Annotated in this window: 24 protein-coding genes and 1 tRNA gene; 12 read left to right on the forward strand and 13 right to left on the reverse strand. The window is 48.0% G+C overall.

Annotated elements, in window-relative coordinates; translation table 11 throughout:
* Window positions 1-278: 278 nt before the first annotated feature.
* On the reverse strand, window positions 279-611 hold the full coding sequence (locus G499_RS0115555; protein ID WP_027000704.1) for a hypothetical protein: 333 nt from the start codon (window positions 609-611) through the stop codon (window positions 279-281).
* A 546-nt stretch (window positions 612-1,157) separates the two neighbouring features.
* On the opposite strand from G499_RS0115555, the gene G499_RS20350 reads away from it, so the two are divergent.
* From G499_RS20350 to G499_RS0115575, 3 genes are all read left to right on the forward strand, one after another.
* On the forward strand, window positions 1,158-2,306 hold the full coding sequence (locus G499_RS20350; protein ID WP_051296311.1) for an iron-containing alcohol dehydrogenase: 1,149 nt from the start codon (window positions 1,158-1,160) through the stop codon (window positions 2,304-2,306).
* Window positions 2,307-2,479: 173 nt separating this feature from the next.
* A tRNA-His gene (locus G499_RS0115570) sits at window positions 2,480-2,553 on the forward strand.
* 118 nt (window positions 2,554-2,671) lie between these two features.
* Complete coding sequence (locus G499_RS0115575) at window positions 2,672-3,283, forward strand: fumarylacetoacetate hydrolase family protein (RefSeq protein WP_027000706.1); 612 nt, start codon at window positions 2,672-2,674, stop codon at window positions 3,281-3,283.
* A gap of 193 nt (window positions 3,284-3,476) precedes the next feature.
* Here the strand turns inward: G499_RS0115575 and G499_RS0115580 are convergent, their stop codons facing one another.
* Complete coding sequence (locus G499_RS0115580; RefSeq protein WP_027000707.1) at window positions 3,477-4,343, reverse strand: alpha/beta fold hydrolase; 867 nt, start codon at window positions 4,341-4,343, stop codon at window positions 3,477-3,479.
* Window positions 4,344-4,363: 20 nt separating this feature from the next.
* Entirely contained in the window at window positions 4,364-5,260 is an 897-nt protein-coding gene (locus tag G499_RS0115585) for a haloalkane dehalogenase (RefSeq protein WP_027000708.1), read from the reverse strand.
* A gap of 337 nt (window positions 5,261-5,597) precedes the next feature.
* Between G499_RS0115585 and G499_RS0115590 the strand changes: the two genes are divergently transcribed.
* Complete coding sequence (locus G499_RS0115590) at window positions 5,598-5,906, forward strand: hypothetical protein (RefSeq protein WP_154658496.1); 309 nt, start codon at window positions 5,598-5,600, stop codon at window positions 5,904-5,906.
* Between the two features lie 36 nt (window positions 5,907-5,942).
* Window positions 5,943-8,714: a T9SS type A sorting domain-containing protein gene (locus G499_RS0115595; RefSeq protein WP_081413836.1), complete on the forward strand. Its 2,772-nt coding sequence runs from the start codon at window positions 5,943-5,945 to the stop codon at window positions 8,712-8,714.
* A 125-nt stretch (window positions 8,715-8,839) separates the two neighbouring features.
* On the opposite strand, the gene G499_RS0115600 is transcribed toward G499_RS0115595, so the two are convergent.
* Entirely contained in the window at window positions 8,840-9,709 is an 870-nt protein-coding gene (locus G499_RS0115600; RefSeq protein ID WP_027000711.1) for a hypothetical protein, read from the reverse strand.
* Between the two features lie 243 nt (window positions 9,710-9,952).
* Window positions 9,953-12,049 carry an NADH-quinone oxidoreductase subunit 5 family protein gene (locus G499_RS0115605; RefSeq protein WP_027000712.1) on the reverse strand — a complete coding sequence of 699 codons (2,097 nt, stop codon included), beginning with the start codon at window positions 12,047-12,049 and terminating at the stop codon, window positions 9,953-9,955.
* Between the two features lie 30 nt (window positions 12,050-12,079).
* On the opposite strand from G499_RS0115605, the gene G499_RS22160 reads away from it, so the two are divergent.
* Window positions 12,080-12,223, forward strand: a complete 144-nt coding sequence (locus G499_RS22160; RefSeq protein ID WP_211231631.1) for a hypothetical protein — start codon at window positions 12,080-12,082, stop codon at window positions 12,221-12,223.
* 82 nt (window positions 12,224-12,305) lie between these two features.
* On the opposite strand, the gene G499_RS0115615 is transcribed toward G499_RS22160, so the two are convergent.
* Entirely contained in the window at window positions 12,306-13,121 is an 816-nt protein-coding gene (locus G499_RS0115615) for a hypothetical protein (RefSeq protein WP_027000713.1), read from the reverse strand.
* A 293-nt stretch (window positions 13,122-13,414) separates the two neighbouring features.
* Window positions 13,415-13,609, reverse strand: coding sequence for a helix-turn-helix domain-containing protein (locus tag G499_RS0115620; protein WP_027000714.1), 195 nt, complete (start codon window positions 13,607-13,609; stop codon window positions 13,415-13,417).
* Between the two features lie 442 nt (window positions 13,610-14,051).
* Between G499_RS0115620 and G499_RS20355 the strand changes: the two genes are divergently transcribed.
* From G499_RS20355 to argH, 3 genes are read left to right on the forward strand one after another with little or no spacing between them, the layout of a single operon-like run.
* A complete protein-coding gene (locus tag G499_RS20355; RefSeq protein WP_035727746.1) occupies window positions 14,052-14,504 on the forward strand; it encodes a DUF5606 family protein in 453 nt (150 codons plus the stop codon).
* Window positions 14,505-14,507: 3 nt separating this feature from the next.
* Window positions 14,508-15,566: a M20 family metallo-hydrolase gene (locus tag G499_RS0115630; RefSeq protein WP_027000715.1), complete on the forward strand. Its 1,059-nt coding sequence runs from the start codon at window positions 14,508-14,510 to the stop codon at window positions 15,564-15,566.
* A gap of 7 nt (window positions 15,567-15,573) precedes the next feature.
* Window positions 15,574-16,911 (forward strand): argininosuccinate lyase, encoded by a 1,338-nt coding sequence (gene argH, locus G499_RS0115635; protein WP_027000716.1) that lies wholly within the window; start codon window positions 15,574-15,576, stop codon window positions 16,909-16,911.
* Between the two features lie 59 nt (window positions 16,912-16,970).
* Here the strand turns inward: argH and G499_RS20360 are convergent, their stop codons facing one another.
* The 3 genes from G499_RS20360 to G499_RS20365 all read right to left on the reverse strand — a co-directional run bounded on the left by G499_RS20360 (window position 16,971) and on the right by G499_RS20365 (window position 19,630).
* Window positions 16,971-18,062, reverse strand: a complete 1,092-nt coding sequence (locus G499_RS20360; RefSeq protein ID WP_081413837.1) for a sensor histidine kinase — start codon at window positions 18,060-18,062, stop codon at window positions 16,971-16,973.
* Window positions 18,063-18,076: 14 nt separating this feature from the next.
* Complete coding sequence (locus tag G499_RS0115645) at window positions 18,077-18,769, reverse strand: response regulator (RefSeq protein ID WP_027000717.1); 693 nt, start codon at window positions 18,767-18,769, stop codon at window positions 18,077-18,079.
* Between the two features lie 327 nt (window positions 18,770-19,096).
* A complete protein-coding gene (locus G499_RS20365; RefSeq protein WP_245576758.1) occupies window positions 19,097-19,630 on the reverse strand; it encodes a TlpA family protein disulfide reductase in 534 nt (177 codons plus the stop codon).
* Between the two features lie 110 nt (window positions 19,631-19,740).
* Between G499_RS20365 and G499_RS0115655 the strand changes: the two genes are divergently transcribed.
* Window positions 19,741-20,070 (forward strand): nucleotide pyrophosphohydrolase, encoded by a 330-nt coding sequence (locus G499_RS0115655; protein WP_027000718.1) that lies wholly within the window; start codon window positions 19,741-19,743, stop codon window positions 20,068-20,070.
* An 18-nt stretch (window positions 20,071-20,088) separates the two neighbouring features.
* Here the strand turns inward: G499_RS0115655 and G499_RS0115660 are convergent, their stop codons facing one another.
* Window positions 20,089-20,814: an RluA family pseudouridine synthase gene (locus G499_RS0115660; protein ID WP_027000719.1), complete on the reverse strand. Its 726-nt coding sequence runs from the start codon at window positions 20,812-20,814 to the stop codon at window positions 20,089-20,091.
* Here G499_RS0115660 and G499_RS0115665 point away from each other — a divergent pair.
* Complete coding sequence (locus tag G499_RS0115665) at window positions 20,804-21,565, forward strand: hypothetical protein (RefSeq protein WP_027000720.1); 762 nt, start codon at window positions 20,804-20,806, stop codon at window positions 21,563-21,565. The two genes, G499_RS0115660 and G499_RS0115665, sit on opposite strands and share 11 nt — an antisense overlap.
* Before the next feature lie 476 nt (window positions 21,566-22,041).
* On the opposite strand, the gene G499_RS0115670 is transcribed toward G499_RS0115665, so the two are convergent.
* Complete coding sequence (locus G499_RS0115670) at window positions 22,042-22,371, reverse strand: DUF6166 domain-containing protein (RefSeq protein ID WP_154658497.1); 330 nt, start codon at window positions 22,369-22,371, stop codon at window positions 22,042-22,044.
* A gap of 167 nt (window positions 22,372-22,538) precedes the next feature.
* On the opposite strand from G499_RS0115670, the gene G499_RS0115675 reads away from it, so the two are divergent.
* Window positions 22,539-23,519 (forward strand): glycosyltransferase family 2 protein, encoded by a 981-nt coding sequence (locus G499_RS0115675; protein ID WP_027000722.1) that lies wholly within the window; start codon window positions 22,539-22,541, stop codon window positions 23,517-23,519.
* 301 nt (window positions 23,520-23,820) lie between these two features.
* Here G499_RS0115675 and G499_RS0115680 read toward each other — a convergent pair whose 3' ends face one another.
* Window positions 23,821-24,621, reverse strand: coding sequence for a glycosyltransferase (locus tag G499_RS0115680; RefSeq protein WP_027000723.1), 801 nt, complete (start codon window positions 24,619-24,621; stop codon window positions 23,821-23,823).
* Window positions 24,622-24,652: the final 31 nt, after the last annotated feature.

The raw sequence follows: 24,652 nt of genomic DNA on the forward strand, positions 1-24,652 counted from the left end.
CAGGAAATGTGTGTATTGTACTCAATCAAAATTGGTTTGGGAAATATGTGTGCTAAGCATCCTTGAGAATCAAGAAAATCAAATCCTGTAAATCCTCAAATCTTGTGAATCTTGGCATAAAACCCCGTAAACCCTTGATAGTCAAGCAATCAATCTACTGGTTTGCCTATGACTTGCTGCTAGCCCAACAAGAGCCCAAGGGATACCTCTAAGAACAATATGGGCAACAAAAAAGCACCCTCTCGCAAAGGGTGCTCTCATAACTTGAGCGTTGATGACTACAAATCAGGGCTGTTTTGCCACTCGAACCAAGGTAGACGGCGGATGCGCACCTTGTCGATGGGAATGTCGTCGATACCTAAGCTAGTACGCTCGCGGTACTCTAGGATAAGCATATCGCCTTCCAAGTAGGCGTGGTGAGCATCACCTACGCGCAAACCGTACTTCAAGCTGATGGTCAAAAGCGATACCAAGTGCTTCTGAGGCAAATCTTGGAGGTTTTTGAGCCAGTTGTGAATAGTACGGGTAGGAAGCTTTGCTTCTTTTTCTACTGCCGAAATGTTGAATGGTCCGGAAGTCAAAAGCTCACGGATGTAATCTTTGATGTGCATGAGTATTAAATTTATGTTCTACCAAATTTCGTGCAATATACACACTATGATGTAAAAATACAAAAAATACGATGTAATTGTTCCAGATAATAAGAAAAATGCAATTACATCGGCTTATTATCGCAAAAAAACCTCAAAAAGTACATCTATTCTTTTAGACTGTTTGTTGCATTGCTTGGGACTTATTTTGGCACAATTTAGCAAGAATATCGTACAGACAAACACATTACAACGAATTTTGAAGCGATTTCGGCTGTCTGGTGTGCTCAATGAGAAGTAAATTAGGGTATTTTGATACCACTTTAGCCTCTTTTGCGGCTTCTTATAGTTGCCCGCTATATACTGATAAACTTGGCTCTTTAGTGATTTGCTCGCTAAGGTAGTTGTAAAGCCTCCCTTGAGAGCCTTACAGTATAGCGCCTCCTTAAACTCAGAAAATCCCATAAACTCTTAGGTAAAGTCCTATCTTGCGCTATTGATAATGAACAAGGCGCGCATTTTATTTGTTAGCCCCTGTAAATAACTTACCCCAAACCCTACTACTCTATGGAAAATTTCGTTGCTTATAACCCGACCAAACTCTACTTCGGCAAAAGCTGTGTAGATAAGCTTGGTAAAGAAGCTACCCAATATGGTCAAAAAGCGCTTGTTTTGATTGGTAAAGGCTCTATCAAAAAAAACGGTATTTTGGATAAGGTATTGTCGCAGCTCAAAAATGCAGGTATTGACAGTACCGTATACGAAGGCATCAAGTCAAACCCCATTTACCAAGACGCAGACGCTGCCGTAGCGCAAGGAAAGGCTTTTGGCGCTACAATGGTGATTGCCGTTGGTGGAGGCTCGGTGTTGGATACGGCCAAAGCTGTGGCCGCCGGCTTGTATGTAGCACATTCTGTCTGGGATTTCTATACCCGCAAAGCCCAAGCCCCTACGCAAGCCGCGCCTCTCATCACCGTATTGACCTTGGCCGCCACCGGCTCGGAGATGAATATGTTTACGGTATTGCAAAACGATGAAACTGGTGTCAAAAGTGGCTATGGGCACCCGCTCCTGTTCCCCAAAGCCTCTTTTTTAGATCCAGAATACACGTACTCCGTACCGCTAGACTACACAGCCTATGGCGTAGCCGACCTTATCTCTCACGTAATGGAGCTGTACTTTGAGCCTAGCGATAGCCCGTTGAGCCATTATTATAGCAGCGACATCATCCAATTGGCTATTCAGTATGGCAGAGCCGTGATGAACAACCCTACGGACTACGATATTCGCGCCAATATTATGTGGTTGGCGACCAATGCGCTCAATGGGTCCTTGGCTGCCGGCAAACGTGGTGGTGACTGGGGCGTACACGGCTTCGAGCATTCGCTCAGTGTCTTGTTTGATATTCCCCATGGAGCAGGGCTTTCGATTGTATACCCGGCCTGGCTCAAAAGTTACCAACCCGATATCAGTACCAAGCTCGACTTCTTAGCCCAACGCTTGCTAGGGCCAGATGCCAAAGGAGTAGACTATATCAATATGCTCGAAAAGTTCTACCGCGATGACTTAGGTATTCCTACACGCCTCAGTGAGGCCAACATCGGAACAGATAAGCACGCACTTATCCTCGAAAACCTGCGCCAGAACCGTGTCAGTGGTGGCTTTTTTCAGATGGATGAAGCCCGACACCAAGACTTGCTCAATCGCATGGCCTAGTTTTTAGCGGGATGGGTGTGGCTTTGTCAAAAGACTCCGCTCATCCCCAAAAGACAGATTAAAAATTTTTTAGCCTGATTTTTAATCACTTGCTCATTCTATTCGATTTTTTTCTTCCAAACACTTGCGCAAAACCAACCGACCTGTTACCTTTGCATTCTCAATTCGACACGGCGGTCATAGCTCAGGTGGTTAGAGCACCAGATTGTGGTTCTGGGGGTCGTGGGTTCGAGTCCCATTGGTCGCCCTAAAATGAGGCAGAAGCAGTTCAGAAATATCTGAACTGCTTTTTTGTTTTGCAAAATTGCGCACTTTTGTGTTGATTTGTTATACAATTATTTACGCAACACGCTAGCATCTCTTTTATGAAAATCATTGCCATAGGCCGTAATTATGCCGAACATATAGCCGAACTCCAAAACGAACGCCCCACAGAGCCGGTTGTATTCCTCAAACCTGATACGGCGCTGCTCAAAGACAATGCGCCTTTTTATCACCCCAGCTTCAGCCAAGATATTCACCACGAGGTGGAACTAGTGCTGCGCATTTGTAAGGAAGGTAAACATATTGAACCGGAGTTTGCCCACAAATACTACGACCAAATCGGGGTGGGTATAGATTTCACCGCCCGCGACCTCCAAAGCGAGCTCAAAGCCAAGGGTTTGCCCTGGGAGAAAGCCAAGGCCTTCAATGGCTCAGCACCTGTGTCGGGCTTCCTGCCAATGGAACACTTCCCCGACAAACAACATATCGACTTTGGCCTCAAAGTCAATGGTGAATGGCGACAACAAGGCAATACCTCTCTGATGCTCTATGACTTTGACTATCTCGTGGCACACGTGTCGCACTATTTTACCCTCAAAACTGGAGACTTGATTTTCACTGGTACACCCAAAGGTGTGGCGGCTGTCAAAGTCGGCGACCGCCTTCAGGCCTATATCGGCGAAGAGTGTCTGCTGGATTTTGAGGTCAAATAACCAAATGCTAATGCCGCCTGTGAGGATGGGTGCGTCGGTTGTGCCACGGATGCACGAATGATACACCAATAGGCATTTTTCAAATCCCATAGTTAAAACTATGGGCTAGGTCTTATTTTGTGCTCAAGTAAGGGCTCAGCCTGTCTCGGAGTTGGAGCTACGAGCTACTTTTCTGACAGTATCTGTTTCATGTCTATAACACTTCCTCCAAAAACTGGGTGAGTGCCATTGCGACAGCCTCAGGCTGTTCTTCTTGTACAAAATGTCCGGCTTCGATATTGACAACGCCCCTCAGCTGTGTAAAACAGTTTTGGTGTCCTTCAAAATACTCCGGAATGACTACAGGGTCGCGCTGGCCATAGATGATGAGGGCTGGCATTGTAAAAGGTTGATTTTGCAGGGTCTTCCAACGGTGTACATCCTCAAACATCGTCCGGTAGTAGTTGGCGGCAGTGGTGGGGGTATGCGGCTGACTGTAGGCTTGAATGTAGGCCTGAAGGCTGTCTTCGGGGAGTTGGCGGTTCTTGAGTGGACTACGGACAAAGTAGCGAATCCAGACCTCCTCGTTGCCCGGAATCATGGCTTCGGCCAAGACTGGCTGCTGTTGAAACACTTGATACCACTCAGCCCTAGCGCCTTGATTGCGGATTTTTTGCTGTGCCAATAGCGAACCACTACGGTTGTTGAGCAAGAAAATATTGAGCACAACCAAGGCTTTGACCCGCTCGGGAGCAAGCAGAGCCATCTCTTGGGCAATGACTCCTCCCCAATCGTGCCCTACGAGAGCAAATTCGCCCAAACCCAAGGTATCGGCTAGGACGAGGATGTCCTTGGCTAGCTCGTGTTTCTGGTAGGCTTCGGGTGCTAGAGTGCGTTCGCTATCACCCATACCACGTGTGTCAGGGCGGATGTAGCGAAAACTTGAAGGCAAATATGGGAGTGTATGTTCCCAACAATAAGACGTTTCGGGCCACCCGTGAATCATCAAAACAGGGAAGGCCTCGCCCCCACTGTCGCGCAAGGCAAAGCACCCACGAGGTGTGTTGATTTGTTGTGTCATGGTAGTCTATTTTTGGACAATCAAACGCTAGCCTGCATCCAATCTATGATTGCTTTTGCCCAGGCTTCGCCTTGGTCTTCTTGGCAAAAGTGCCCGGCATTTTGGAGGGTGATGTGAGGTTGATTTTGTGCGCCCGGAACAACTTTTTGAAAAAAGGTATCACCGCCGTGTGTGATAGGGTCTTTGTCGCCGAAGGCCGTCAAAAAAGGTTTTTGCCACTGTTTGTATACTTCCCAAGCTTTGAGGTTGGCAGGCACTGCCGGGTCTTGGGGGCTGGTGGGCACGAGAGCGGGGAAAATACGAGCGCCGGCCTTGTAGTCTTTATCGGGGAAGGGGGCATCATAGGCGGCGATGGCTTCAGCGCTCAATGGTATCGCACAGCCCCCGTTGACGATTTTGCCGATATTGAGCACTGGAGCTGTTTGGGAGTATTGTTGCCAAGCCAAGAAGGCATCGCTAGGCTTGCCCTGCCCGGTGGGCAGAAAGGTATTGGAGACGGTGATGCGCTTGAAGCGCTCTTGATTTTCGGCGGCGAGGCGAAGCCCTATCAGCCCGCCCCAATCTTGGCATACAAGCGTAAGATTTTGTAAATCAATTTTTTGAAGAAAGGTACTCATCCAATCCACGTGATTTTGGTAGCTGTAGTCGGTCAGCTCAGTGGGTTTATCGGATTTGCCAAATCCGATGAGGTCGGGAGCAATCACACGGTAGCCAGCAGCCGTAAATAGGGGAATCATCTTGCGATAAAGGTAAGACCAGGTAGGCTCTCCGTGCATCAGTAATAAAGTTTCGGTAGGGTGCTGCCCCTCGTCGAGGTAGTGCATCCGTAGCTCAGGGCTGATTTGCACATAGTTTGGGGCGAAGGGATACTCTGTTAAACCCTCAAATCGCACATCGGGTGTTCGTAAGACTTTCATTAGCAGTTTGTTAGTTTATTTTGTTGATTACCTACGAAAGCTACTATTTTTTTCGATAAAAAGCCAATCTCCTTGCACTTAGTTGGTCATGTGCTTTACAAATACGTATAATGTCTTCACAAAAGCTGTATCTTTGTGGCCATTATTACACAAAGCGATACTATCAATCACAGTCATCATGATGCGAAAAATCCCTTGGGCACTCCTGCTCTTTTTCTTTGGGTTGTTATGCGCTTGCAAGCCTCAAGCAACACATACTACTAACGGTCAATCAACTGATAATCAAAAAGATAGTAGCAATACCACAACAGTCGTCAACAATCTTAGAGAAACAACCATGTTGAAAGAACCAATGCCTATTGGCATTGTGCGAGTACAGGCTGTATTGACGGTTGCGTCCTTGCCTGAAGGTACTCCTGATACACCGCAAAATGTCAGCATTAAAATTTTGAAAATACTAGGCTATGGCTCTGGCTTTGAGGGTTCGGTATCGCCACAGCAGAACATCGATGTTTATTTCCCTAAGGGGCTAAATGAGTTGTTTTTACAACCCAGTGCCATATTTACGGCAGACATTCAGGGGGGGCTTATGTTAGACGAAGACCTTGTCAAGTATACCATACAATCTCATAGCATCAATCCCTAAGGCTTATTTTCAACCACCAGACATTATATTTCACTTATGTTATCATCCCCACATATGCTTGTGTCTTACCGCCACCTTTTGAGTTTCTTGTGCTGCTGTCTTTGGCTTCAGTCATTTGGTCAAGCTCAAGATTTACGTATTCCTGATGACCCTCAGGGTCGTATCAGGCACGAATTGGAAATGTTGGCAGACCCCAATACAGGCAAAATCCCAGAGAATATTCGGCTACAAGAGCTAAACTATGTTTATTCTAGCCGTGCCAACCTACAGCCTTCTATCCAACGGGCTAATGGCTATGAAGTACGCAATAATGCTACTTGGACTTCTCGCGGCCCCTACAATGTAGGGGGACGTACGCGTGCTGTTGGTATCGATAGCCGCAACAGCAACATACTCCTAGCAGGAGGGGCTTCGGGTGGGATGTATCGCTCAACTGACCAAGGCCAAAACTGGACGTTGGTCTCCAACATTGGAGATCACCCTTCGGTTACAGGAATTGCCCAAGACCCCACCAGCCGCGATACTTGGTATTATATTACGGGCGAAACCGCTGGCAACAGCGCCTCGGGTGGGAGTGCCTTCTTCTTAGGTCAAGGAGTGTTCAAATCTACTGACAACGGACGTACTTGGCAACAATTGAGCAGTACTATCCCTGTAAACCGCACACAGTTTGGCTCAGGCACACGCAATGAATGGCAGCAGTGTTATGACATCGCGATAGACCCTGTCAGTGGAGCGGTACTGGTCAGCAATTTGCGTGGCATTTATCGTTCTACGAATGGAGGTACTAGCTGGACACAAGTAGTAGATGCTAGTATTTCTCAGTCAGGGCAGTGGTCGCACTTAGATGTGGTCTCTACTGGCACCAATAGCCGTCTTTTTTATGCCAGCACCCATAGCTTTGGAACACAAAAAGGCATTTTTCGCTCTACTGACGGCATCAACTGGACACCTATCACCTTGCCTAGCTCATTCCCTAATGTGTACCGCCGCATAGAAATTGCTATTGCCCCCTCTAACCCTGATATTGTCTGGTTTTTGGTTTATGAAAGCAATACCAGCAACAAACTCTACCGCTACCAACACAGTGCCGGTGATTGGTCTGACCGCTCCGAGCAATTGCCTGACATAGGTGGTAGTGTGGGGAATTTTAATCCTCAAGGCGGCTACAATTATGTGATTAAAGTAAAGCCTGACAACCCAGAGTACGTGTTTATTGGCGCTACTAACTTACACCGCTCATCAGATGGCTTTCAGAGCAAACAAGTAAGTGCCAACACAGGGCCTACCCAGTGGATTGGTGGTTATTCCCCTGCCAATAACGTATCGAGCTATCCCGATCATCACCCCGATATTCATACCTTGGTTTTCTTGCCTGGTAGTAATATCAGCGCTATTTGTGGGCACGACGGCGGCTTGAGCCTCACCACTGACATTACCACCGGCACCACCGGCAACACCCCTGTACAGTGGCGTAGCCTCAATAATGGCTATCTCACCACCCAAATATATGCCATTGCCATTGACCCCTACAAGGGCTTTGATGATAAACTAATGGCTGGATTCCAAGACAATGGCAACTGGATTACGACTAGCCCTAAACCTGATAATTTGTGGGGGGAAGAGCGTGGTGGTGGCGATGGGGCTTGGAATTCCATCGTAACCGGAACAGATATCCGTTATTTCTCCCAACAAAACGGCAGTATCTTACGCAATAGAAGCGCCAGCCCTTCTAGTTTTAACCAAATCGATGGCATTCAGCCTTCGCAAGCCAGCGGGCAGCGCTTTATCAACCCCTTTATCTTGGATAAGAACGTCTCGAATAGGATGTATTACCCTGCTGGTTTGGAGATGTGGCGCAACAACGACCTCGCTGCTATTGAGTCAGGCTTTACTTTCCAAGGGACTACCACCGGATGGGTACGCCTCTCAACAGCCTCTCTCAGCAGCGGCAGTATTAGTGCCTTGGACGTATCTAAAACACCGGCCAATGTTTTGTACTATGGTACTAATAACGGTCAAATTTATCGCATCGACAATGCGCACCTAAGCAGCACTCCCACCCGTACCAATATTTATAGCGACAGAGGACTGCCTTCTGATGGCTTTGTAAGCTGTATTACGGTAGATGAAACCGATGCCAATCGGGTATTTGTGGCATTTTCTAACTATGGTATCCGCAGTGTTTTTTACACTACTAACGGAGGGCAGACTTGGACGGACATCAGCGGTAACCTCGAAGAGAACCCTGACGGAACAGGCAACGGCCCTTCGGTGCGTTGGGTGGCTATCCATAGGCCTGAGGAATCAGGTGATGTTATTTATTATGCCGGGACAAGCACCGGTCTCTACAGCACCACTCAGCTCAACGGCCTCAATACTGTCTGGACACAAGAGGGTGCCAACAGTATCGGCAATGTGCCTGTGGTGATGATACGAACTCGCGCCGAGGATGGTCTTGTGGCCATAGGCACACACGGCAGAGGCGCTTTCAATGCCAAGGTAGGGGGTAAAATATTGGTAACTTCTATCGAAGAATCACTCAACGCACCTACAGAAAAGCTGGTGTTATTCCCCAACCCCACTACTGACGAGCTAATCATCGCTCTACAACAAACACAACGCGAGCTGGCCAAGGCCGAAATTTATGACCTCCAAGGACGTTTGGTGCAAGAAACTCTTTTGCGCACTTTCAGCGGCCAAGACCTGTCGACCACAGTAAGTCTGTCGCAGCTACCGGCCGGCACTTACTTAGTGCGGGTGATTACGGCAGAGCAGGTCTTCAATGAGCGCCTGATGAAACAATAATAATCACTTGAGCATCAGAGGAATAAACTCTTATGACTCCTTAAACCAAGTAAATCTTGGTATACTTTTCAGCCCTTCCAAGCACCTTAGTATTGGGAGGGCTGATTGATGGTACCCCCTGAGGCTCAATACCCATAGAGTTTTTCTCCTTTTGGGTTGACAAAAAAACAATCGAGTGTATTGTTGATGGCCTCTTTAAAGTTATCCTCTAGGTCTTTGCGTACATAGCCTAGTTTTTGACTATCGCTAAGGTATTCGCGTTGGGTTTCTTTTCTGGTTGTGCTGCGTTTGCCATAGTACTGGCGTTTTTCGACTGTTTTCTCCTTATAATCAGGAATGTAAATCCGGTCAGCGTTTTGGCTGCTCACCGTGATGTAACCGTGGTATTGGAGGGGTTCCCACGAGAGTATGTGCAGCCTGCCCTCTATCAACCCTTCGCCATCGTGTAAATGCTCAGGATAAGTTTGCTGAGTAACTTCAAGCACTACCAACCACTTGACATCCTGCCAGAGGCGTAGCAAGTTGAAATCGGCCTGCATATTCCGGCGGGCATAGTCCGGAGAAGAGTCTTGGAAATATATCGGGCGATAGGTTCCCCGCTGTAGGTAATGGATGCGCATCAAGGCCGAGCCCGCCTCATAACGACTAAAATAGCCCTTGGATACAGGCTCCCCAGTGAGGTATCCTTTGGGAATAGTAAGGAGCAGGTTGTCTGTCTCATAACGACAACTACCACTACTACTCTCACAGAAGGGAAGCGTAACCGGTTTGGCTGCCCAAGCCAAACTGTCAAGAGGTTTGCCTTGGGTACATAAGGCATCAATCTGTGTAAGCTTGTCTGTTATTTGGGCGAAATCGAAAGGAGGGTTCGCACGCAACGAATCAATACCCGATGCTATCAGGTGCTCTATGGATGTTTGCCGTTGCTCTGCCGACGGCTCACAAGCACACAAAAACAAAAGTGCCCCTAGGCAGCAATAATATGGTATGGCCATCTTCTTCTTGAAGTTTAGTAATGATGATGGCTATTCATACGTTTTGAAACACCAAGGGGTTAGCTTGGACGGTTGAATGTTTTTCACCCCTCCCACGATTAAAATCGTGGGCTAAACCTGAACATTTTTGGAAAAACAGCCCGGAGCTTCGGCTCCGAGGCAAGCTGAGGCCTCATTTTGGAGATAAAATGAGATTTAGCCCACAGTTTTAACTATGGGATTTGAAAAATGTCCAATGGTGTGTCACCCCACCCAATACCAAAGCAAAAGCATCAACAACAACACCGCTGCAAAAACATACTGACTGACGCCGCCCCTGGCCGGAGTGCGGACTTTCAGCCCGACGAAGGCTGCTAACCAAGCCACAAAATTGACCAACCCATCCACCATGTTTTTGTCGAACCAGGCTATCAAGTGTGCCAGTACTACGGGTATTTTGGCCACAAGATTGACCAGTCCGTCGACCCAACGGTTGTCGAGCGTGGCCACTTGTTTGCTACTCCAAACCACCCCACTGCCCAATCCTTGACTGAGGGTTTGGTCTATGCCCAGTGCTTTTTCGGAGCTTCGCTGAAACGCCCTGCTCCAAGCCTTGTCGTACCACTGCCCCATATACAGACCTTTGAGCGAGAGCTGATGCCAGAGGCTGCCTTCGTCTTGTAGGGGATTGGGGGCATAGGCTTGGCTTTTGCTGAAAATCAGGAAGGACAAGCTAAGCCCTGCCAAGGCCAGCAACACCGAAACGGTAGCCACTAACAAATGGACATCGTGTGCGGCTTGAGCATAGCGCAGGCCCAAGTCAGCCGCCGCCCCTAGCGATTGCCACTGTGGCAGCCCTTCCAAAAACCAGCTATGCGCCCCGTCTAACGGATTGATACTAAAGCAAATCCATACTGAACCCAAAGCCAAAACGGCCAAGGGTATGCGCATCCAGCCATCGGCCTCAGGCAAGGACTGTGGACTGTATGGCTTTTGGAGCAGTTGTGCTGCCCGGAGGTCATCGCCCCAAAAGACCAGCACCCATTGGCGACCCATATAAAAGGCTGTCAAAAAAGCCGTCAAGAAAGCCGTTACCGGAAAAAGATACCAAGTGCCTCCCCCCTGAAGCTGCGCCCAGCCAAGGCTGTGTGCCAAAAGCGCATCTTTGGACAAGAAACCCGTAGTAAGGGGTAGCCCCACCAAGGCCGCCGCTGCCACCGTATAACACACAAAAGTAAAAGGCATGGCCTTGCGCAAGCCGCCCATCAGGTACATATGTTGGGCATCGAGCGGGAGGTGGTGTTCGTGTGCCCAATGATGTAGCGCGTGAATCACACTGCCTGCACTCAAAAACAAACAAGCTTTGAAAAAAGCGTGGGTAAACAAATGGAAAAGCGCCAATTGTGGGACACCCATCCCCAAAGCCATCATCATATAACCCAGCTGCGAGAGCGTCGAGTAGGCCAATACCTTCTTGATGTCGGTTTGAGCCAAGGCCGAAAACCCACCAACAAAGGCCGTCATCAAGCCTAGCACTGTAATCACCAGCAGCGCATCGGGGCTGAGTAAGCCAAATATCCTTGCGCCAAGGTACACTCCGGCGGCTACCATTGTGGCGGCGTGAATCAGCGCCGATACCGGCGTGGGTCCTTCCATCGCGTCGGGCAGCCAAATATGTAGCGGAAACTGCGCCGACTTGCCCATCGCTCCCGCAAAGAGACACAAGCCAATAAAAGTAGTCAGCCCCGCTGAGAGACTGCCATCGTGGAGCGCCTCAAAATTGGCCGTCCATGTCAGCTCACCCGTATGGGTATAGAGTAGCAAGATGCCTATCATCAGGCCAAAGTCTCCCACCCTATTGACCACAAAGGCCTTTTTGGCGGCAGCGGCAGCGGCAGGCTTTTCGTACCAAAACCCAATCAAGAGGTAAGAGGCCAAGCCCACCAACTCCCAAAAAATATAAATCACCAAGAGGTGGTCAGTAGCCAAGATTCCCAACATCGCCACCGTAAACAAGCCCAAATAAGCAAAATACCGATGGTAATGCCTGTCGCCACGCATATACGAAACCGAAAAAAGATGTACCAGCCACGAAACCCCACAGACCAAGGCCATCATCCAGCGGCTGAGCTGATCCAGATACAGGCTCAACACCCAGGTACGTGTACCCATTTCCAGCCGATAAATCACCCACTGCTGCGCCTCCGCAGCGCCCATACACATCCACAAGCTCAGCCCAAAGACTGCGGCCATAGAGGCTACCGCCCACCAGTAACCCCAAGTCCAGCGCTCACGCCAGACCAATAACACCAAAAAATTGAGCAGGGGCAAGCCCATCATCAACGCAAGCAAGACAAGCATAAAAGTAGTTTTTAGAGATGCTTGCCAAAAATGATAAAAATTCGCCTACTTTCACAGCCTCAAGCTCAAAAAGTACAGTACTTTTCATTTTTGATGGTGGGGCTTCCCCCGCGCCCAACGCTCAAGGCCATCTCTGCCATCCCTTCAGGCGCGGGGTCGCGCTTTCACCAGTAGCTTGCGGCAAGCCGCAAGGCTACTTGGCTCTATCGCTAAGCCGCTTGCGCCCGTATAGGGCAAGCCTTCGGCTTGCGGTGAGTTACTCTCTTGCTGTCTCCAAATCTTCTGAGAAAGTACCTATCTGCTGTTTTTGCGCATTATACAACACCACCTGCCAAGTAGGCATCAGGTAGCCAAGCCTAGCGCTGACCTTACCCATCGAGGTAGACTCAAAGCGCAGCTCGTGGGTTTTGGCATCTATATACGCACTGAAAAACTCCTCCTGCCCGGCAGGGTCTGTATACCCAAAATGCAATTGGTCTGAGTTAGTCCCCTCTTGGCTGTCTTCAGCAGCTAGCCGTGCCATATTGCTCGCATTCACAAAAGCCCGCCAGTAGATATTGCGCACAAAAAAAGAAGGACGCACATTGCTATCGTCAAACGCAGGGGGGGTTTGCTCATCGATTAGCGCAAACTCCTCTGCCGCTCCACTGCCATCAGGAGCCATTAGCGTAAGGCTTACCCCTACTGGCGAAACGCCGCTGACGAGCTTGAAGCGAGGTTGGGTCTTGTCGTTTTCGGCCAAAAAACAACTATAAGCCACCGCATCTAAGCCTTTGGGCTTTTGTACTACAAGGGTTTGAAATTGATCACCCCCCTTGCCATCATAATAAAAAACTTTTTGCAACCCTCCTTCCCAATAAAGCAAGAGCATCTCGCGTGTGTTTACACAATAATAACTCCCCGTAAGGCCTATCTCCTCAAGACTTTCTGAGGGCTTGGCCGATTGAGAGGTACTCGTGTCAGCGTTGAGGTCAGTTTGGTCGGTAGTAGTAGTAGTAGGCGTTGTCGTACCGCCACAAGCGCCCAAGAAAAGTACTAGGGCAGCCACATAATAAAGGTTTTTGCGTAACATAGGGTGGTTTTGTTTGGGGGGAATAAGTCCAAATTGAGCACTTATACGCAAAGCCCTGCTAGAAGTTGTGGCATAAAAACGAAGGGAAGACAGTAAACCCCTGATTTGTAAACCACATTGTACGTATTTTTCAGGTAAAGACACATCAATGCGCCCCTCCAAATAGTACCGCTCAGGCCTACCTAGCAGGGGCGCTTGCTCAACAATACCGCTTTGAAAGCGACACATTCCGACTCACTCAGCAGACTTGGCTGAGGACGGACATCGGCTTTACAGAGTGCCTTAAACCCACCTCATATGTAGGTGTTGATGTATTTGCGGACACTCTGCTCGTGAATCCCAAAATAGACAGCTATTTCTGAAAACGCCTTGCCCAATTGATAGCGCTTCAGCATACGTAATTTTTTACGCATATACTCGGCCTGATGACGACGAAAATATCGCTGGTATTCTGATTGGTCAAAACCTCTGTTATCAAATTTTTTCATTGTTAGCCCCTATACGCAAATATATGGATTTATAAGCCTAAAGGGAGTAAGCTAGTTTGAGTTTAATCTAAGAGCTTGTCTAAATTTTCAGCACGGCACTCAAACCAGCTGATTTTTGTGCTAATACTAGGCAAAAAACGTAGGCGTGATGCTCAGCCAACGATTTTAACTGTGGGAGGGCTACGGCGAGCATTGTTGACGACATAGCAGCCACAAAGCAGTGTGTTAGTGTTGATGATGCCAATTGTAAACAAGCGCTTAGTACTCCCCCATCGGGCCAACCCCCCAACTAGCTGAACGAGTGTAACGGTTTTTATTATCATAATTTTTATTACAATATGTTTCAGGCAGACAGTGTGTTGATGCGTCCCTTCTGGCTTTGTGCAAAGCAAAAGATTTAGTTTCTTTGCAATCCACTTAAATAACAACCCATATTTTCCTTATGGAACTGAAAGACATTGCCTCTATTGCCGGGAAGCCCGGCTTGTTTCGAGTACTCAAGCCTACGCGCACCGGTGTCATGGTAGAGACCCTAGACGAGCAAAAGAAACGCACAGTAGCCGGTGCTACCGCACGTATTTCGGTATTGCAGGAGGTTTCGATGTATACCACCGACAGTGAGGGCTATATTGCCTTAGCAGACGTGTTGTACAATATTTATCAAAAACACCAACTCGCCCTGCCTGTACATGCCAAGTCTGACGATGAAGCGCTTTTTGGTTTTTTTGCTGATGTAGTCCCTGATTACGACCGCGACAAAGTGCGCAGCTCTGACGTAAAAAAGCTGGTCAGCTGGTATGGGATTTTGGCTCAGTATGCGCCCGAGCTGCTGGCATCTTTGGGTAACGAAACTGCTGCCAACAGCGCCGACAAAGCCCCCGAGGAGGAGGCCTAAGCGATGGAGGTACACCTCGACCTGCTCCGCCAACTAGTCCAGACCCCTTCTTTCAGCCGCGAAGAAGGGGCTACGGCTATGCTGTTGTTCGATTTTTTGAGCGCTAGGGGTTGGCTCCCTCAGCGCCATCTACACAATATATGGGTGGCTTCGCCACACAACCGCGCCGGCCAGCCTACGCTCTTGCTCAACTCCCATCACGACACCGTCAAGCCGGTAAGCGGCTGGCAACGTGATCCTTTTGGGGCTTCGCTCGAAGGCACACATCTCTACGGCCTTGGCAGTAACGATGCAGGGGCTTCGCTCGTAGGTTTATTGGCCGCGTTTGAGCATTTGGCGCAAGCCCCACAACCTTATAACCTTATTTGGGCAGGCACTGCCGAAGAGGAGATTTCGGGTGCCAACGGCATTGCCTCCCTCCTTCCCTTGCTCCCTCCTATAGACTTGGCCATTGTGGGCGAGCCCACCCAAATGCAACTGGCCATCGCCGAAAAGGGGTTGATGGTGCTCGACTGTTATGCCCACGGCCAGGCCGGGCACGCCGCCCGCCAAGAGGGTGTCAATGCTATTTACAAAGCCCTGCCCGACATCCAATGGTTTGCCAACTACCGCTTCGAGCAAGTATCACCGGTGTTGGGGGAAGTACGGATGACCGTCAGTCAAGTACAAGCCGGCACACAACACAATGTCGTGCCCGACCGCTGCCACTGGGTGGTGGATGTGCGCACCACAGAGTGCTACAGCAACGAAGCCCTGCTGGCCGAAATTAAGGCGCAGGTCAGCTGTGAGGTAGTGCCGCGTTCGTTGCGCCTACAGTCGTCGGGGATAGCCCTGACGCACCCTGTCGTACAGCGGGGCTTGGCCCTAGGCAAAACAACCTATGGCTCCCCTACCCTCTCCGACCAAGCCCTGATGCCTTTTCCCTCACTCAAAATCGGGATAGGCGACTCAGCGCGCTCCCATACCGCCGACGAGTATATCGTTCTTTCTGAGCTCGAATCAGGCATAGCTGATTATATCGCCCTGCTCGACCAACTTGTTTTCCCTCCCCATATTCTATAATATCATTATGAAACTCTGGCAAAAAGATCAACAAGCCGATGCCGACTGGGTATCTGCTTTTACGGTAGGCAATGACCCCCACTGGGATATGCGCCTTGCCCCCTTCGATGTGCTAGGCTCCCTAGCCCATATTCAAATGCTCGAATCGGTCGGGTTGCTCAGCCACACCGAGTGGGCAAGCCTACGCGACGGGCTACGGGAGGTCTACGCTGCCATAGAGGCCAATGATTTTGAGATTGCCGCCGGAGTAGAAGATATTCACTCTCAGGTAGAGCTGATGCTGACGCAACGCTTGGGTGAGGTAGGTAAGAAAATCCACGCCGGGCGCTCCCGAAACGACCAAGTGCTGCTTGACCTCAAGCTCTGGATGCGGTCAGAAATAGCCCTGCTGACACAAGAAACCCAGCAGCTTTTCGACTTGCTACTCCAACTAAGCGAGACCCACCAAGACAAGCTGATGCCCGGCTACACACACCTTCAGGTAGCGATGCCCTCTTCGTTTGGACTTTGGTTTGGGGCTTATGCCGAAAGTCTTGTTGATGACCTCCGCCTTTTGCAAAGCGCCCACGCCATCATCGACCAAAACCCACTAGGCTCTGCTGCAGGCTATGGTTCCTCGTTTCCGCTCAACCGCCGGATGACTACCGAGCTGCTTGGCTTTGCCGACCTGAGCTACAATGTGGTCTATGCACAAATGGGGCGCGGCAAAGCCGAGCGCAGTCTGGCTTTTGCCTTGGCCTCTATCGGGGCTACCTTGGCCAAAATGGCCATGGATGTCTGTCTGTATATGGGGCAAAATTTTGGCTTTTTCCGCTTTCCTGAGCACCTGACGACTGGCTCAAGCATTATGCCTCATAAAAAAAACCCGGATGTCTTCGAGCTGATTCGCGCCAAAGGCAATGCGCTCCAAGCCCTGCCCAATACGGTGATGATGATGACCACCAACCTGCCCTCGGGCTATCACCGCGACTTGCAGCTGCTCAAGGAGGCAACTATCCCCGCCCTCGACAGCCTGCACGAATGCCTCAAAGCCACCTACGAGATGATGCGCCACGTAGAAGTAGCTGATAACCTGCTCCAAGACCCCAAATATCGCTACTTGTTTAGTGTAGAAGTGGTCAATGCGCAAGTACAGGCCGGTGTTCCCTTCCGTGATGCCTACCGTGCTGTGGGTGAGGCCATCGCCAACGACACTTACCAACCCAGCACTACGCTCAACCATACACACGAGGGCAGCATTGGCCAACTCTGTACAGACGAAATTCGCCGAAAAATGAGTCAGGTAACCGCACTGTTCGATTTTGAAAAACCACAAAAGGCTTTTGATGCTTTGTTGGGTAGGTAGATTTTAGATTGACGATTGGCAAGTTTGGATTGACGATTGACCAAATCGTCAATCCAAGTTTAGGCTTCGTCTTTGAGCGCAGTTGCTTGTGTGCCGATGGTCATTCCTTCGGGCAGTGGGGCTTCGCAGCGGCGCAGGGTAAAGCGGAAGGTAGTGCCTTTTTTCTTCTTGCTCATCACTTCTATCTTCGATTGATGGGCTTCTAATACCTGCTTTACAATCGCTAGGCCAAGCCCTGTGCCTCCTTTTTCTTTGGAGCGGCTTTTTTCCACCCTATAAAAGCGTTCAAAAATGCGCTCCAAGTGTTCTGCGCCAATGCCCGGGCCATCGTCTTCGATGCTTACCTGTACGTTGTCTGCTTGTGGTTGAAAGTGCACCACTACATGCCCCTCGCGATTGCCATATTTAACGGCGTTTTCGATTAGATTAAGGAATACGTGGCGAATTCGGTATTCATCTGCCCAGACATTGAGCGATTCGACTTGTTGAAAATCGGCCGTCAGGGAGACTCCCTTGTCCTCGGCCTGCTCTTCCAGTTGTTCAAACACATCACGCACTACTTTGACCAAGTCAGTGGCTTGGATATTCATCGTAATAAACCCAGCTTCCATCTTAGAGAGTGTCATCAAGTCCTGAATCATGGTGTTCAGGCCTTCTAGTGCTTTGATAGCCTTACCAAGAAATTTGTTACGCAACACTTCGTCTTCTATTTCACTATCGACGATGGTATGCAGAAACCCTTGGGCGGCAAAAATGGGGGTTTTCAGCTCGTGAGACACATCGGCCAGAAATTCTCTACGATACACCTCAATCTTTTTGAGCTCTTCTATTTCGCGTTGTTTTTTGGTAGCATAAATATGGATTTCGTCGCCTAGTTTTCGGACAGGACTAAGCGAAGAACGCAGCGTTTTCTTGACAATTTTGAAGTCCTTCTTCTTCATTTTCTCTACGATGCTATATAGCTCATTGATTTCTTTGAACACCAAGAACTCTAGGGCAAAGTAAAAAAGTAAAAATGAAGCTGAGAAGCTAATTCCCAAAGCCACAAACAGCACCACCCACCCAGGAGCCAACAAAGACAGAAAGGCAACTGTAATCCCTGAGACGGCAGCGGCGGCTATCAGCGCAACTACTTGTGCATTGTACTGCATCGGAGCGTGGTGTTTTAGTTTTCGAGGCTTATTTTGTACCCTACCCCTTTGACTGTACGGATATAGCCTTCGCCAATTTTTTCGCGCACCTTGCGAATGTGCACATCTACTGTGCGTGCCAATACATACACATCAGCCCCCCAAATGTTTTGGAGCAAATCTTCTCGACTGAATACTTTATTGGGGTGTTGGGCTAAGAAATAAAGCAGTTCAAATTCTTTCTTGGGCAAATTAATGAGTTGGTCGGCTTTATAGACGGTATAGCTCTGTCGGTCGATGACAAGGTCGCCAACACTGAGTGTATTGTGAGCCTGTTCGCGTTTGCTACGTCGTTTGAAAATCGCACTGATACGGCTCACCAAGGCACGGGGGCGAATAGGCTTGGTGATATAATCATCAGCTCCGGTATCGAAGGCGGCTATTTCGGAATATTCCTCGGCGCGTGCGGTCAAGAAAATGATATAGGTCTCAGCAGCTTCGGGCATTTCGCGGATAATGCGGCTCGCCTCTACCCCGTCCATTTTGGGCATCATAATGTCCATGATAATCAGGTCGGGCAAGAAGGTCTTGACTATCTCGACAGCTTGTTTACCGTTATTGGCCGAAGCTACTTTATATCCAGCCTTGTCGAGGTTGTATTGTAAGATTTCGACAATGTCTACATCGTCATCGACGACCAATACTTTGTAAGCGGAAGCGTTTTCCATAGCGTTTTTGCGCAAAATAAGGGTTAAATACGTATGAGTACTGAGCGGAGTATGTGTGCAATGTGTCCTAGGATTTGTTTGAATTTCTTGATGTTATCTGATTTGTAATATTTCCATTTTCCAGACTATGCCCAATCAAAACTATTTTGGACACTGTATACAATGGAAACCTTTGATAATCAAGAAAATGAAAGTTGGCAAATCTTGGCATCATTTCTCCACATTTCCAAAATCAGGCTTTATGTTTGTTGCAAGAGTTTGTCATCATTGGCGTACTCCATACTATTAAAGAAAAAGCCCTCTTAGGGTGTAGAGGGCATACCGGTGTTATTTTAGATGTTGGGCTACTGCCTGCTCCAAAGCACGACCACGCAAGTTTTTGGCCAATATCTTTCCCTGACTATCAATCAAATAGCTCATTGGGATAGCCTGAACACCGTAAGTTATTGCGGCTTCATTGTTCCAGCCTTTCAGGTCTGACACGTGATATGGCCAAGACAATTGGTCTTTGGTGATAGCGCTTTGCCATTTGCTGGCGTTATTGTCTAGTGATACACTGAACACGGTAAAACCTTTATCTTGATAAGCTTGATATACCTTGACCACATTGGGGTTTTCTTGGCGGCAAGGGCCACACCAAGAGGCCCAAAAATCTATCAAAACAAGTTTGTGTTGTTTCATTACCTGATGCAAGGCATAGGTTGTTTTGCCATCGGGGCCAGTTTGCTCGATATTGGGGACGGTTTGGGTCGCCAAGGAAAGATCTGTTCCTTTGGCTTGTGAGTCATTAACATTAAAATAAAACCCTAGGGAGGTGCAGGCCGCCAAAACGACCACAAGACTGAAGCCAAGCTTTTTCATAACAACAATGATTTGAGACAAAAATACGATAAATTTGAGCACCCAAGGCGCTCTAGCCATACTTAACAAAGATATTAATGATTTCTTAAAAATACACTAATACATCCATAATGACACTAGCACAAGCACAACAACTCGTAGACGAGTGGATTCAAACCAAGGGTATTCGCTATTTTAACGAATTAACCAATATGGCGGTTCTGATGGAAGAGGTGGGTGAGCTAGCCCGCCTGATGGCGCGCACTTATGGTGAGCAGTCGTTTAAAGAAAGTGATAAGCACCGCGACCTTGGCGACGAAATGGCCGATGTACTCTTTGTCTTGATTTGCTTGGCCAACCAGACCGGCATCGACTTGACCGAGGCGCTGCGCAAAAACCTAGACAAAAAGACCCAGCGCGATAGCCAGCGCCACCAACAAAACCCGAAGCTACGGGACTAGGTACTTGTTTTACGCTGATTATCCGCTGTGTTTTTCGAGTTGGTTGAGCAGGGCGCGGATGTCCTTGGGGTAAGGTGCTTCTACGCTAATTTCTTCTCCGTTCATTCGCTTAAACAACAGACTCCGTGCGTGTAACACCACTCGCTGAATGAGAGGCTGCTCTTCGTCGGTTTGTTTCATATTAAAGCCCTTCCGTTTGATTTGGGAGAGGTACAAGTGTTGCCCGCCATAGGCTTCGTCGGCCACAATGGGGGCTTTGAGTACAGCAAGGTGGATGCGGATTTGGTGCATCCGGCCTGTAATCGGGCGGCACTCTACCAAGGTATGGTGGCGAAACATTTGTAGGGTGCGAAAAAAAGTCATTGCCTCCTTGCCCTCTTGCGTATCTATCTTTACTTTGCCAGTGCGTAGGGGCAGGATGGGTAGGTTGACGCAGATATTGTCAAACTCTTGCACTCCCTCCACCACAGCGTGATAGAGCTTGGCTATCTCACGATGCTCAAACTGTAGGGACAGATGGCGGTAGGCTTCGGGATTTTTGGCAATGGCCAATACACCAGAGGTTTCTTTATCTAACCGATGTCCCATTTGTGCCGTAGCTACATAGTCTCTGGCCAGCTCTATGAGACTCTGCTTGCCCTCGGGCGCACGGTCTTGGAGGGTTGAGATATAAGGAGGCTTGTTGATGAGCACATAGTCTTCATCTTCAAACAAAATCAAGTCTTTAAAATTGATGGGCTTCATAAGGGAATTTGTCAAGAAAAATAGCGCCAATGCACCTACAAAAGTACGGCTTAAAAGCGGGCTTTTCAAATGGCTTGGCATAGTTGTGTTGGCAGGGGTGGGGCTTTGTGCTTGTGATACGGCTAGCGTTGACCAACCTCAAAAAGGGCGACTGGGCAAACTAGGGCGGAATATCGCAGGGCGTTACCCCAAACGCGAGGCTAAGTTTGAGTTTCCTACTACACAAGAGGCACAAAAACTAGCACAAGAAGCCTTTGCTCGTACAAACAAGGCCGAAGAACACGCTTGGCTGGAAGAGATTGCTGCTGAGGGCATACCCCTGCGATTGATTTGGGCCGATACGGCCGGGGTGGTTTCGCTAATGGATCGGGAGCGGCTTTTTCGGTATGCCCCAGAGTTTTTTGCCTTAGAAGAAGTGGGGAGCTTTTATAGCCAATATCCTCACAATATACACGCTTGGCAACAGGCTTTGTTCAAGGGCTTGCGGGTACTCGACCCTGCCGATGTAGGCAAGGTACAAGCAGGTCAATGGAGCATCTTGACATTTGAGCAAAAATACGGCGAGCGCGACTTTCAGCAGTGCACACGCCCTTTGTTCAACCCCGATAAGACGGTGGCGATGGTCGAAATTTCGCATTATGCCTTTTGGGACACGGATCGGCCACAGGTGCGAAGCTATTTTTGTATTTACAAAAAACACCAGCTGCGTTGGCAGTTGGTACACAAGGAGTTGATTTATACCGGAAATTAATATAGCACTGAATCTGTGTAACATGAGCGTCATTATCCAGTGGTCTTTCTAAAGCTGTGTTTTTATAGGGCTATAAGCCAACCCCTTACTGCTGCTTCATTATCAAAAAACTGCGTTGAGAAGATTTTCTGTTCACTTGCTTCTTCGACCAATTGTTCTACGGCCAACTGTGTTATCAAGTCTTCAGAAACTACGATAGCCAAGTGTAGTGGGGCAAATCTGTAAACACTTTCTCGTGAACCCAACTTTGCAATTCTAGCCCTACAATGAAGAGCAGTCCTTATTCATTTACCAACACCTTGGCCACTTCTACTTGCGAGAAAATGTTTTTACGCTAAAAACTGCTCTTTGTACTGCTCTTCCTCCATTTCTTCACTGGCAGGTAGCCACCGGGTTGCTATCATTTTGTGTTCTTTGTGGTAATCTGTCTACAAGAACCTTCTTCTGTAAATTTCCGTCGTTTTGTTTTTTATAATTTAACCTTGCAAAATCTGATTCATCTGACAAAAATTATCTTGAGGCAGGTCTACGATATGTTTCCATTTAAACTCTTGGTATACTTGTAAGGCGCGTTTTTCGTCATAGAGGTGTAGGCAAATCGCCAAGGCCAACAATGCAGCTCCTTCGCTATTGCACCCCCAATCAAATTTGGCTTTGGTACTGAGTAAGGTTTGCGCAGCGCTTGGATCTATCGCTTGGCCTTCTAGCCAAAATAAGCGCTGATTATAGTCTCCTCTCAACTCCATCATTTGGAGAGTACCCATCATTTTGCTGGATTGTTTGCCGTCGCTTATTAACATACTCATAACATTTCTTTAATTTAAGGTTCACAGGCATTTATACGGCTTTGGCCTTCTAAGAGTTGTGTTTATGGTCTGATGCGATTGTTTATTTGCTAAAACCGGCTTTTTTTTAGATTATTGTGCTTTTATTGTCGATGAGCGTACCGCCATTGCATACGTCCCAAGTCCTTATGTCGCATCACCACAACAGCCCCCGCCAATATCAAGTAGCTGTCATTCTAATCAATTACAATTCTGCTGATTTCACGCTTGAGTGTGTGGCATCTATCCGAGAAAAGACAGCTGCTACCCTCAATTACCAAATTATAGTGGTCGATAATGCTTCTGCCGAAGCAGACTTTGCTAAGCTAGCTCCTTTGGCCACATATCCCGAAGTGCGGCTGGTACGGAGCCGTATCAATCTCGGTTTTTCGGGGGGGAATATGCTTGGGGTACAGGATGCGAATGCGGATTATTATCTATTTTTGAATAACGATTGTGTCTTACTCAATGACTTTTTGTCGATTTTATATCATTATGCCGAAACACACCCTCAAGTAGGTATTTGCTCTGGAGAGATGTTTGACGGGCAAATGGAGTATCGCGTCAACTTCAACTATTTCCCTTCACTGGCGCATCAGCTTTTTGGTTTTACGGTTTTTCGTTGGCTGAACCCTGCCAGAATGCCTTCAAGAAAGCGCCGTTATCCCCAGCCTTTTGAGGTCGATTTGGTAGAAGGGAGTGCGATGTTTACCCGTGCAGCAGCCTTTGAGGCTATCGGCGGCTTCGATACAGTCTACTTTCTTTATGCAGAGGAAGAGGATATTTCTTATCGCCTAAAGCAGGCGGGCTATAGCACTGTCTATGTGCCCGAGGCGCAATACCAGCATTTTGTCAGTCAAAGCTCTAAAGATGGCACTGCACAGACAAACTTTGCTTTGTTGCGTGAGCTGTATATCTCACATAGTTATTTCTGGCGAAAACACCACGGCTACTTCTGGATGCGCATGATGCAACTGTTTTGGGTGTTCAAAATTGGCCGAAAGTTTTACAAACATCGGCAATATTTGTCCATTGCATTTTTTATTCTTGGAGGCGCTCCACTACACAAGAGCCTGCGGCATCAGCAGAAAATTCAAAATACTACCGATGTAACGGCCCTACGAGGCTAAAAAAAGTCCCCTTAGGGGGGCATTACATCGGTAGGCCGGTTTGGGAGGTGTGTGTCATATTGCATATTTTCTACACCAATACATTATTTTCTCACGCCACTGGATATTTTCAAATCCCACAGTGATACCAAGATTCATAAGATTTTGGGATTTTCAGTGCAAATATTTCCTAAACCAATTGTGGTTGAGTACAAAGATTTTACCCCAAAATGAGACCTGAGCTCATCTCGTAGCTGGCGCTCCGAGCTACTTTTCCAAAAATGTCGAGTGGTGTGTTATTTTCTTATTGTTCTGGATAGGGCTATGTCCAATTACTTGATTTGTTGCCCTTGGCATAGGCTTCTTTGTCTGCTTCAGACAAAATATCCCGCTTTGGAAACCAAGGTAAGTGAATACTGCTGTATGCTCCCGCCACACGAATGGCATCCATAAACTTCCCTAGGTAGTACTTCTTGTTATAGACAGCAAAGGTAGTATCAATATCAGCAGCATACAGCTCCAGATGAGGGTGTATGATGGGTTTTCGCCAAAACTGTTGTTCCCACTTTCTCACACCAAAGCGTTTTTTGTATGGCATAGGTTTTTGTTTTTCCTCCAACACTGTGTGTGTTATGATTTCCTCCCCTTCGAGCAAATCAAGCGCAAAGCCGGCTTTGAATACCTGAAACTCTTCAGTCAGACTTTGGAGTATTTCGAGGAAATTTTCGGGCAAGGCAGTGTTGAATTGCAAATCAGGGTCAGTATAGGCAAATATTGGGGGGAGTTGTGCATAGATAGGCTCAAAGAAGCCTACCAAATGGCCTAGATTGTAGGTGCTATACAACACATTGGCCTTTTCCAAAAGAGTCAACTCTTCCAAAATCAACTTAGTAATGGTGTCAGTACTGTTGTTATCTAGGATAATGGGTCTAATGCCATACTGTTCTAGTTGCCAAACTGTATTGCGCACATATACACCATTGTTATAACAAACTACCAATACCGGGATTTCCCCTTCGTATTGTGGCAACACCTTGGTAAGCTGTTGCGCAAGCTCTTGGGTGCGCCGTTGTATGACATTACTCTTGTATTGTTGTTTGAGTTTGCGGAAGAGTTGACTCATCGTTTAGAGAAAATTTGATTCAATTTTATGA

The sequence above is a fragment of the Eisenibacter elegans DSM 3317 genome, from assembly GCF_000430505.1.
Lineage (GTDB): Bacteria > Bacteroidota > Bacteroidia > Cytophagales > Microscillaceae > Eisenibacter > Eisenibacter elegans.

What these genes read in the sequence shown, in the direction of transcription:
- G499_RS0115620 (WP_027000714.1), bottom strand. Translation starts at nt 13,609, where the DNA reads ATGAAAAAATTTGATAACAGAGGTTTTGACCAATCAGAATACCAGCGA.
- G499_RS0115595 (WP_081413836.1), top strand. Translation starts at nt 5,943, where the DNA reads ATGTTATCATCCCCACATATGCTTGTGTCTTACCGCCACCTTTTGAGT.
- G499_RS20360 (WP_081413837.1), bottom strand. Translation starts at nt 18,062, where the DNA reads ATGCAGTACAATGCACAAGTAGTTGCGCTGATAGCCGCCGCTGCCGTC.
- argH (WP_027000716.1), top strand. Translation starts at nt 15,574, where the DNA reads ATGAAACTCTGGCAAAAAGATCAACAAGCCGATGCCGACTGGGTATCT.
- G499_RS0115665 (WP_027000720.1), top strand. Translation starts at nt 20,804, where the DNA reads ATGGGCTTCATAAGGGAATTTGTCAAGAAAAATAGCGCCAATGCACCT.
- G499_RS0115630 (WP_027000715.1), top strand. Translation starts at nt 14,508, where the DNA reads ATGGAGGTACACCTCGACCTGCTCCGCCAACTAGTCCAGACCCCTTCT.
- G499_RS0115585 (WP_027000708.1), bottom strand. Translation starts at nt 5,260, where the DNA reads ATGAAAGTCTTACGAACACCCGATGTGCGATTTGAGGGTTTAACAGAG.
- G499_RS0115615 (WP_027000713.1), bottom strand. Translation starts at nt 13,121, where the DNA reads ATGTTACGCAAAAACCTTTATTATGTGGCTGCCCTAGTACTTTTCTTG.
- G499_RS0115670 (WP_154658497.1), bottom strand. Translation starts at nt 22,371, where the DNA reads ATGAGTATGTTAATAAGCGACGGCAAACAATCCAGCAAAATGATGGGT.
- G499_RS0115655 (WP_027000718.1), top strand. Translation starts at nt 19,741, where the DNA reads ATGACACTAGCACAAGCACAACAACTCGTAGACGAGTGGATTCAAACC.
- G499_RS0115600 (WP_027000711.1), bottom strand. Translation starts at nt 9,709, where the DNA reads ATGGCCATACCATATTATTGCTGCCTAGGGGCACTTTTGTTTTTGTGT.
- G499_RS22160 (WP_211231631.1), top strand. Translation starts at nt 12,080, where the DNA reads ATGATAAAAATTCGCCTACTTTCACAGCCTCAAGCTCAAAAAGTACAG.
- G499_RS0115555 (WP_027000704.1), bottom strand. Translation starts at nt 611, where the DNA reads ATGCACATCAAAGATTACATCCGTGAGCTTTTGACTTCCGGACCATTC.
- G499_RS20365 (WP_245576758.1), bottom strand. Translation starts at nt 19,630, where the DNA reads ATGAAAAAGCTTGGCTTCAGTCTTGTGGTCGTTTTGGCGGCCTGCACC.
- G499_RS20350 (WP_051296311.1), top strand. Translation starts at nt 1,158, where the DNA reads ATGGAAAATTTCGTTGCTTATAACCCGACCAAACTCTACTTCGGCAAA.
- G499_RS0115680 (WP_027000723.1), bottom strand. Translation starts at nt 24,621, where the DNA reads ATGAGTCAACTCTTCCGCAAACTCAAACAACAATACAAGAGTAATGTC.
- G499_RS0115605 (WP_027000712.1), bottom strand. Translation starts at nt 12,049, where the DNA reads ATGCTTGTCTTGCTTGCGTTGATGATGGGCTTGCCCCTGCTCAATTTT.
- G499_RS20355 (WP_035727746.1), top strand. Translation starts at nt 14,052, where the DNA reads ATGGAACTGAAAGACATTGCCTCTATTGCCGGGAAGCCCGGCTTGTTT.
- G499_RS0115660 (WP_027000719.1), bottom strand. Translation starts at nt 20,814, where the DNA reads ATGAAGCCCATCAATTTTAAAGACTTGATTTTGTTTGAAGATGAAGAC.
- G499_RS0115575 (WP_027000706.1), top strand. Translation starts at nt 2,672, where the DNA reads ATGAAAATCATTGCCATAGGCCGTAATTATGCCGAACATATAGCCGAA.
- G499_RS0115580 (WP_027000707.1), bottom strand. Translation starts at nt 4,343, where the DNA reads ATGACACAACAAATCAACACACCTCGTGGGTGCTTTGCCTTGCGCGAC.
- G499_RS0115645 (WP_027000717.1), bottom strand. Translation starts at nt 18,769, where the DNA reads ATGGAAAACGCTTCCGCTTACAAAGTATTGGTCGTCGATGACGATGTA.
- G499_RS0115590 (WP_154658496.1), top strand. Translation starts at nt 5,598, where the DNA reads ATGTTGAAAGAACCAATGCCTATTGGCATTGTGCGAGTACAGGCTGTA.
- G499_RS0115675 (WP_027000722.1), top strand. Translation starts at nt 22,539, where the DNA reads ATGTCGCATCACCACAACAGCCCCCGCCAATATCAAGTAGCTGTCATT.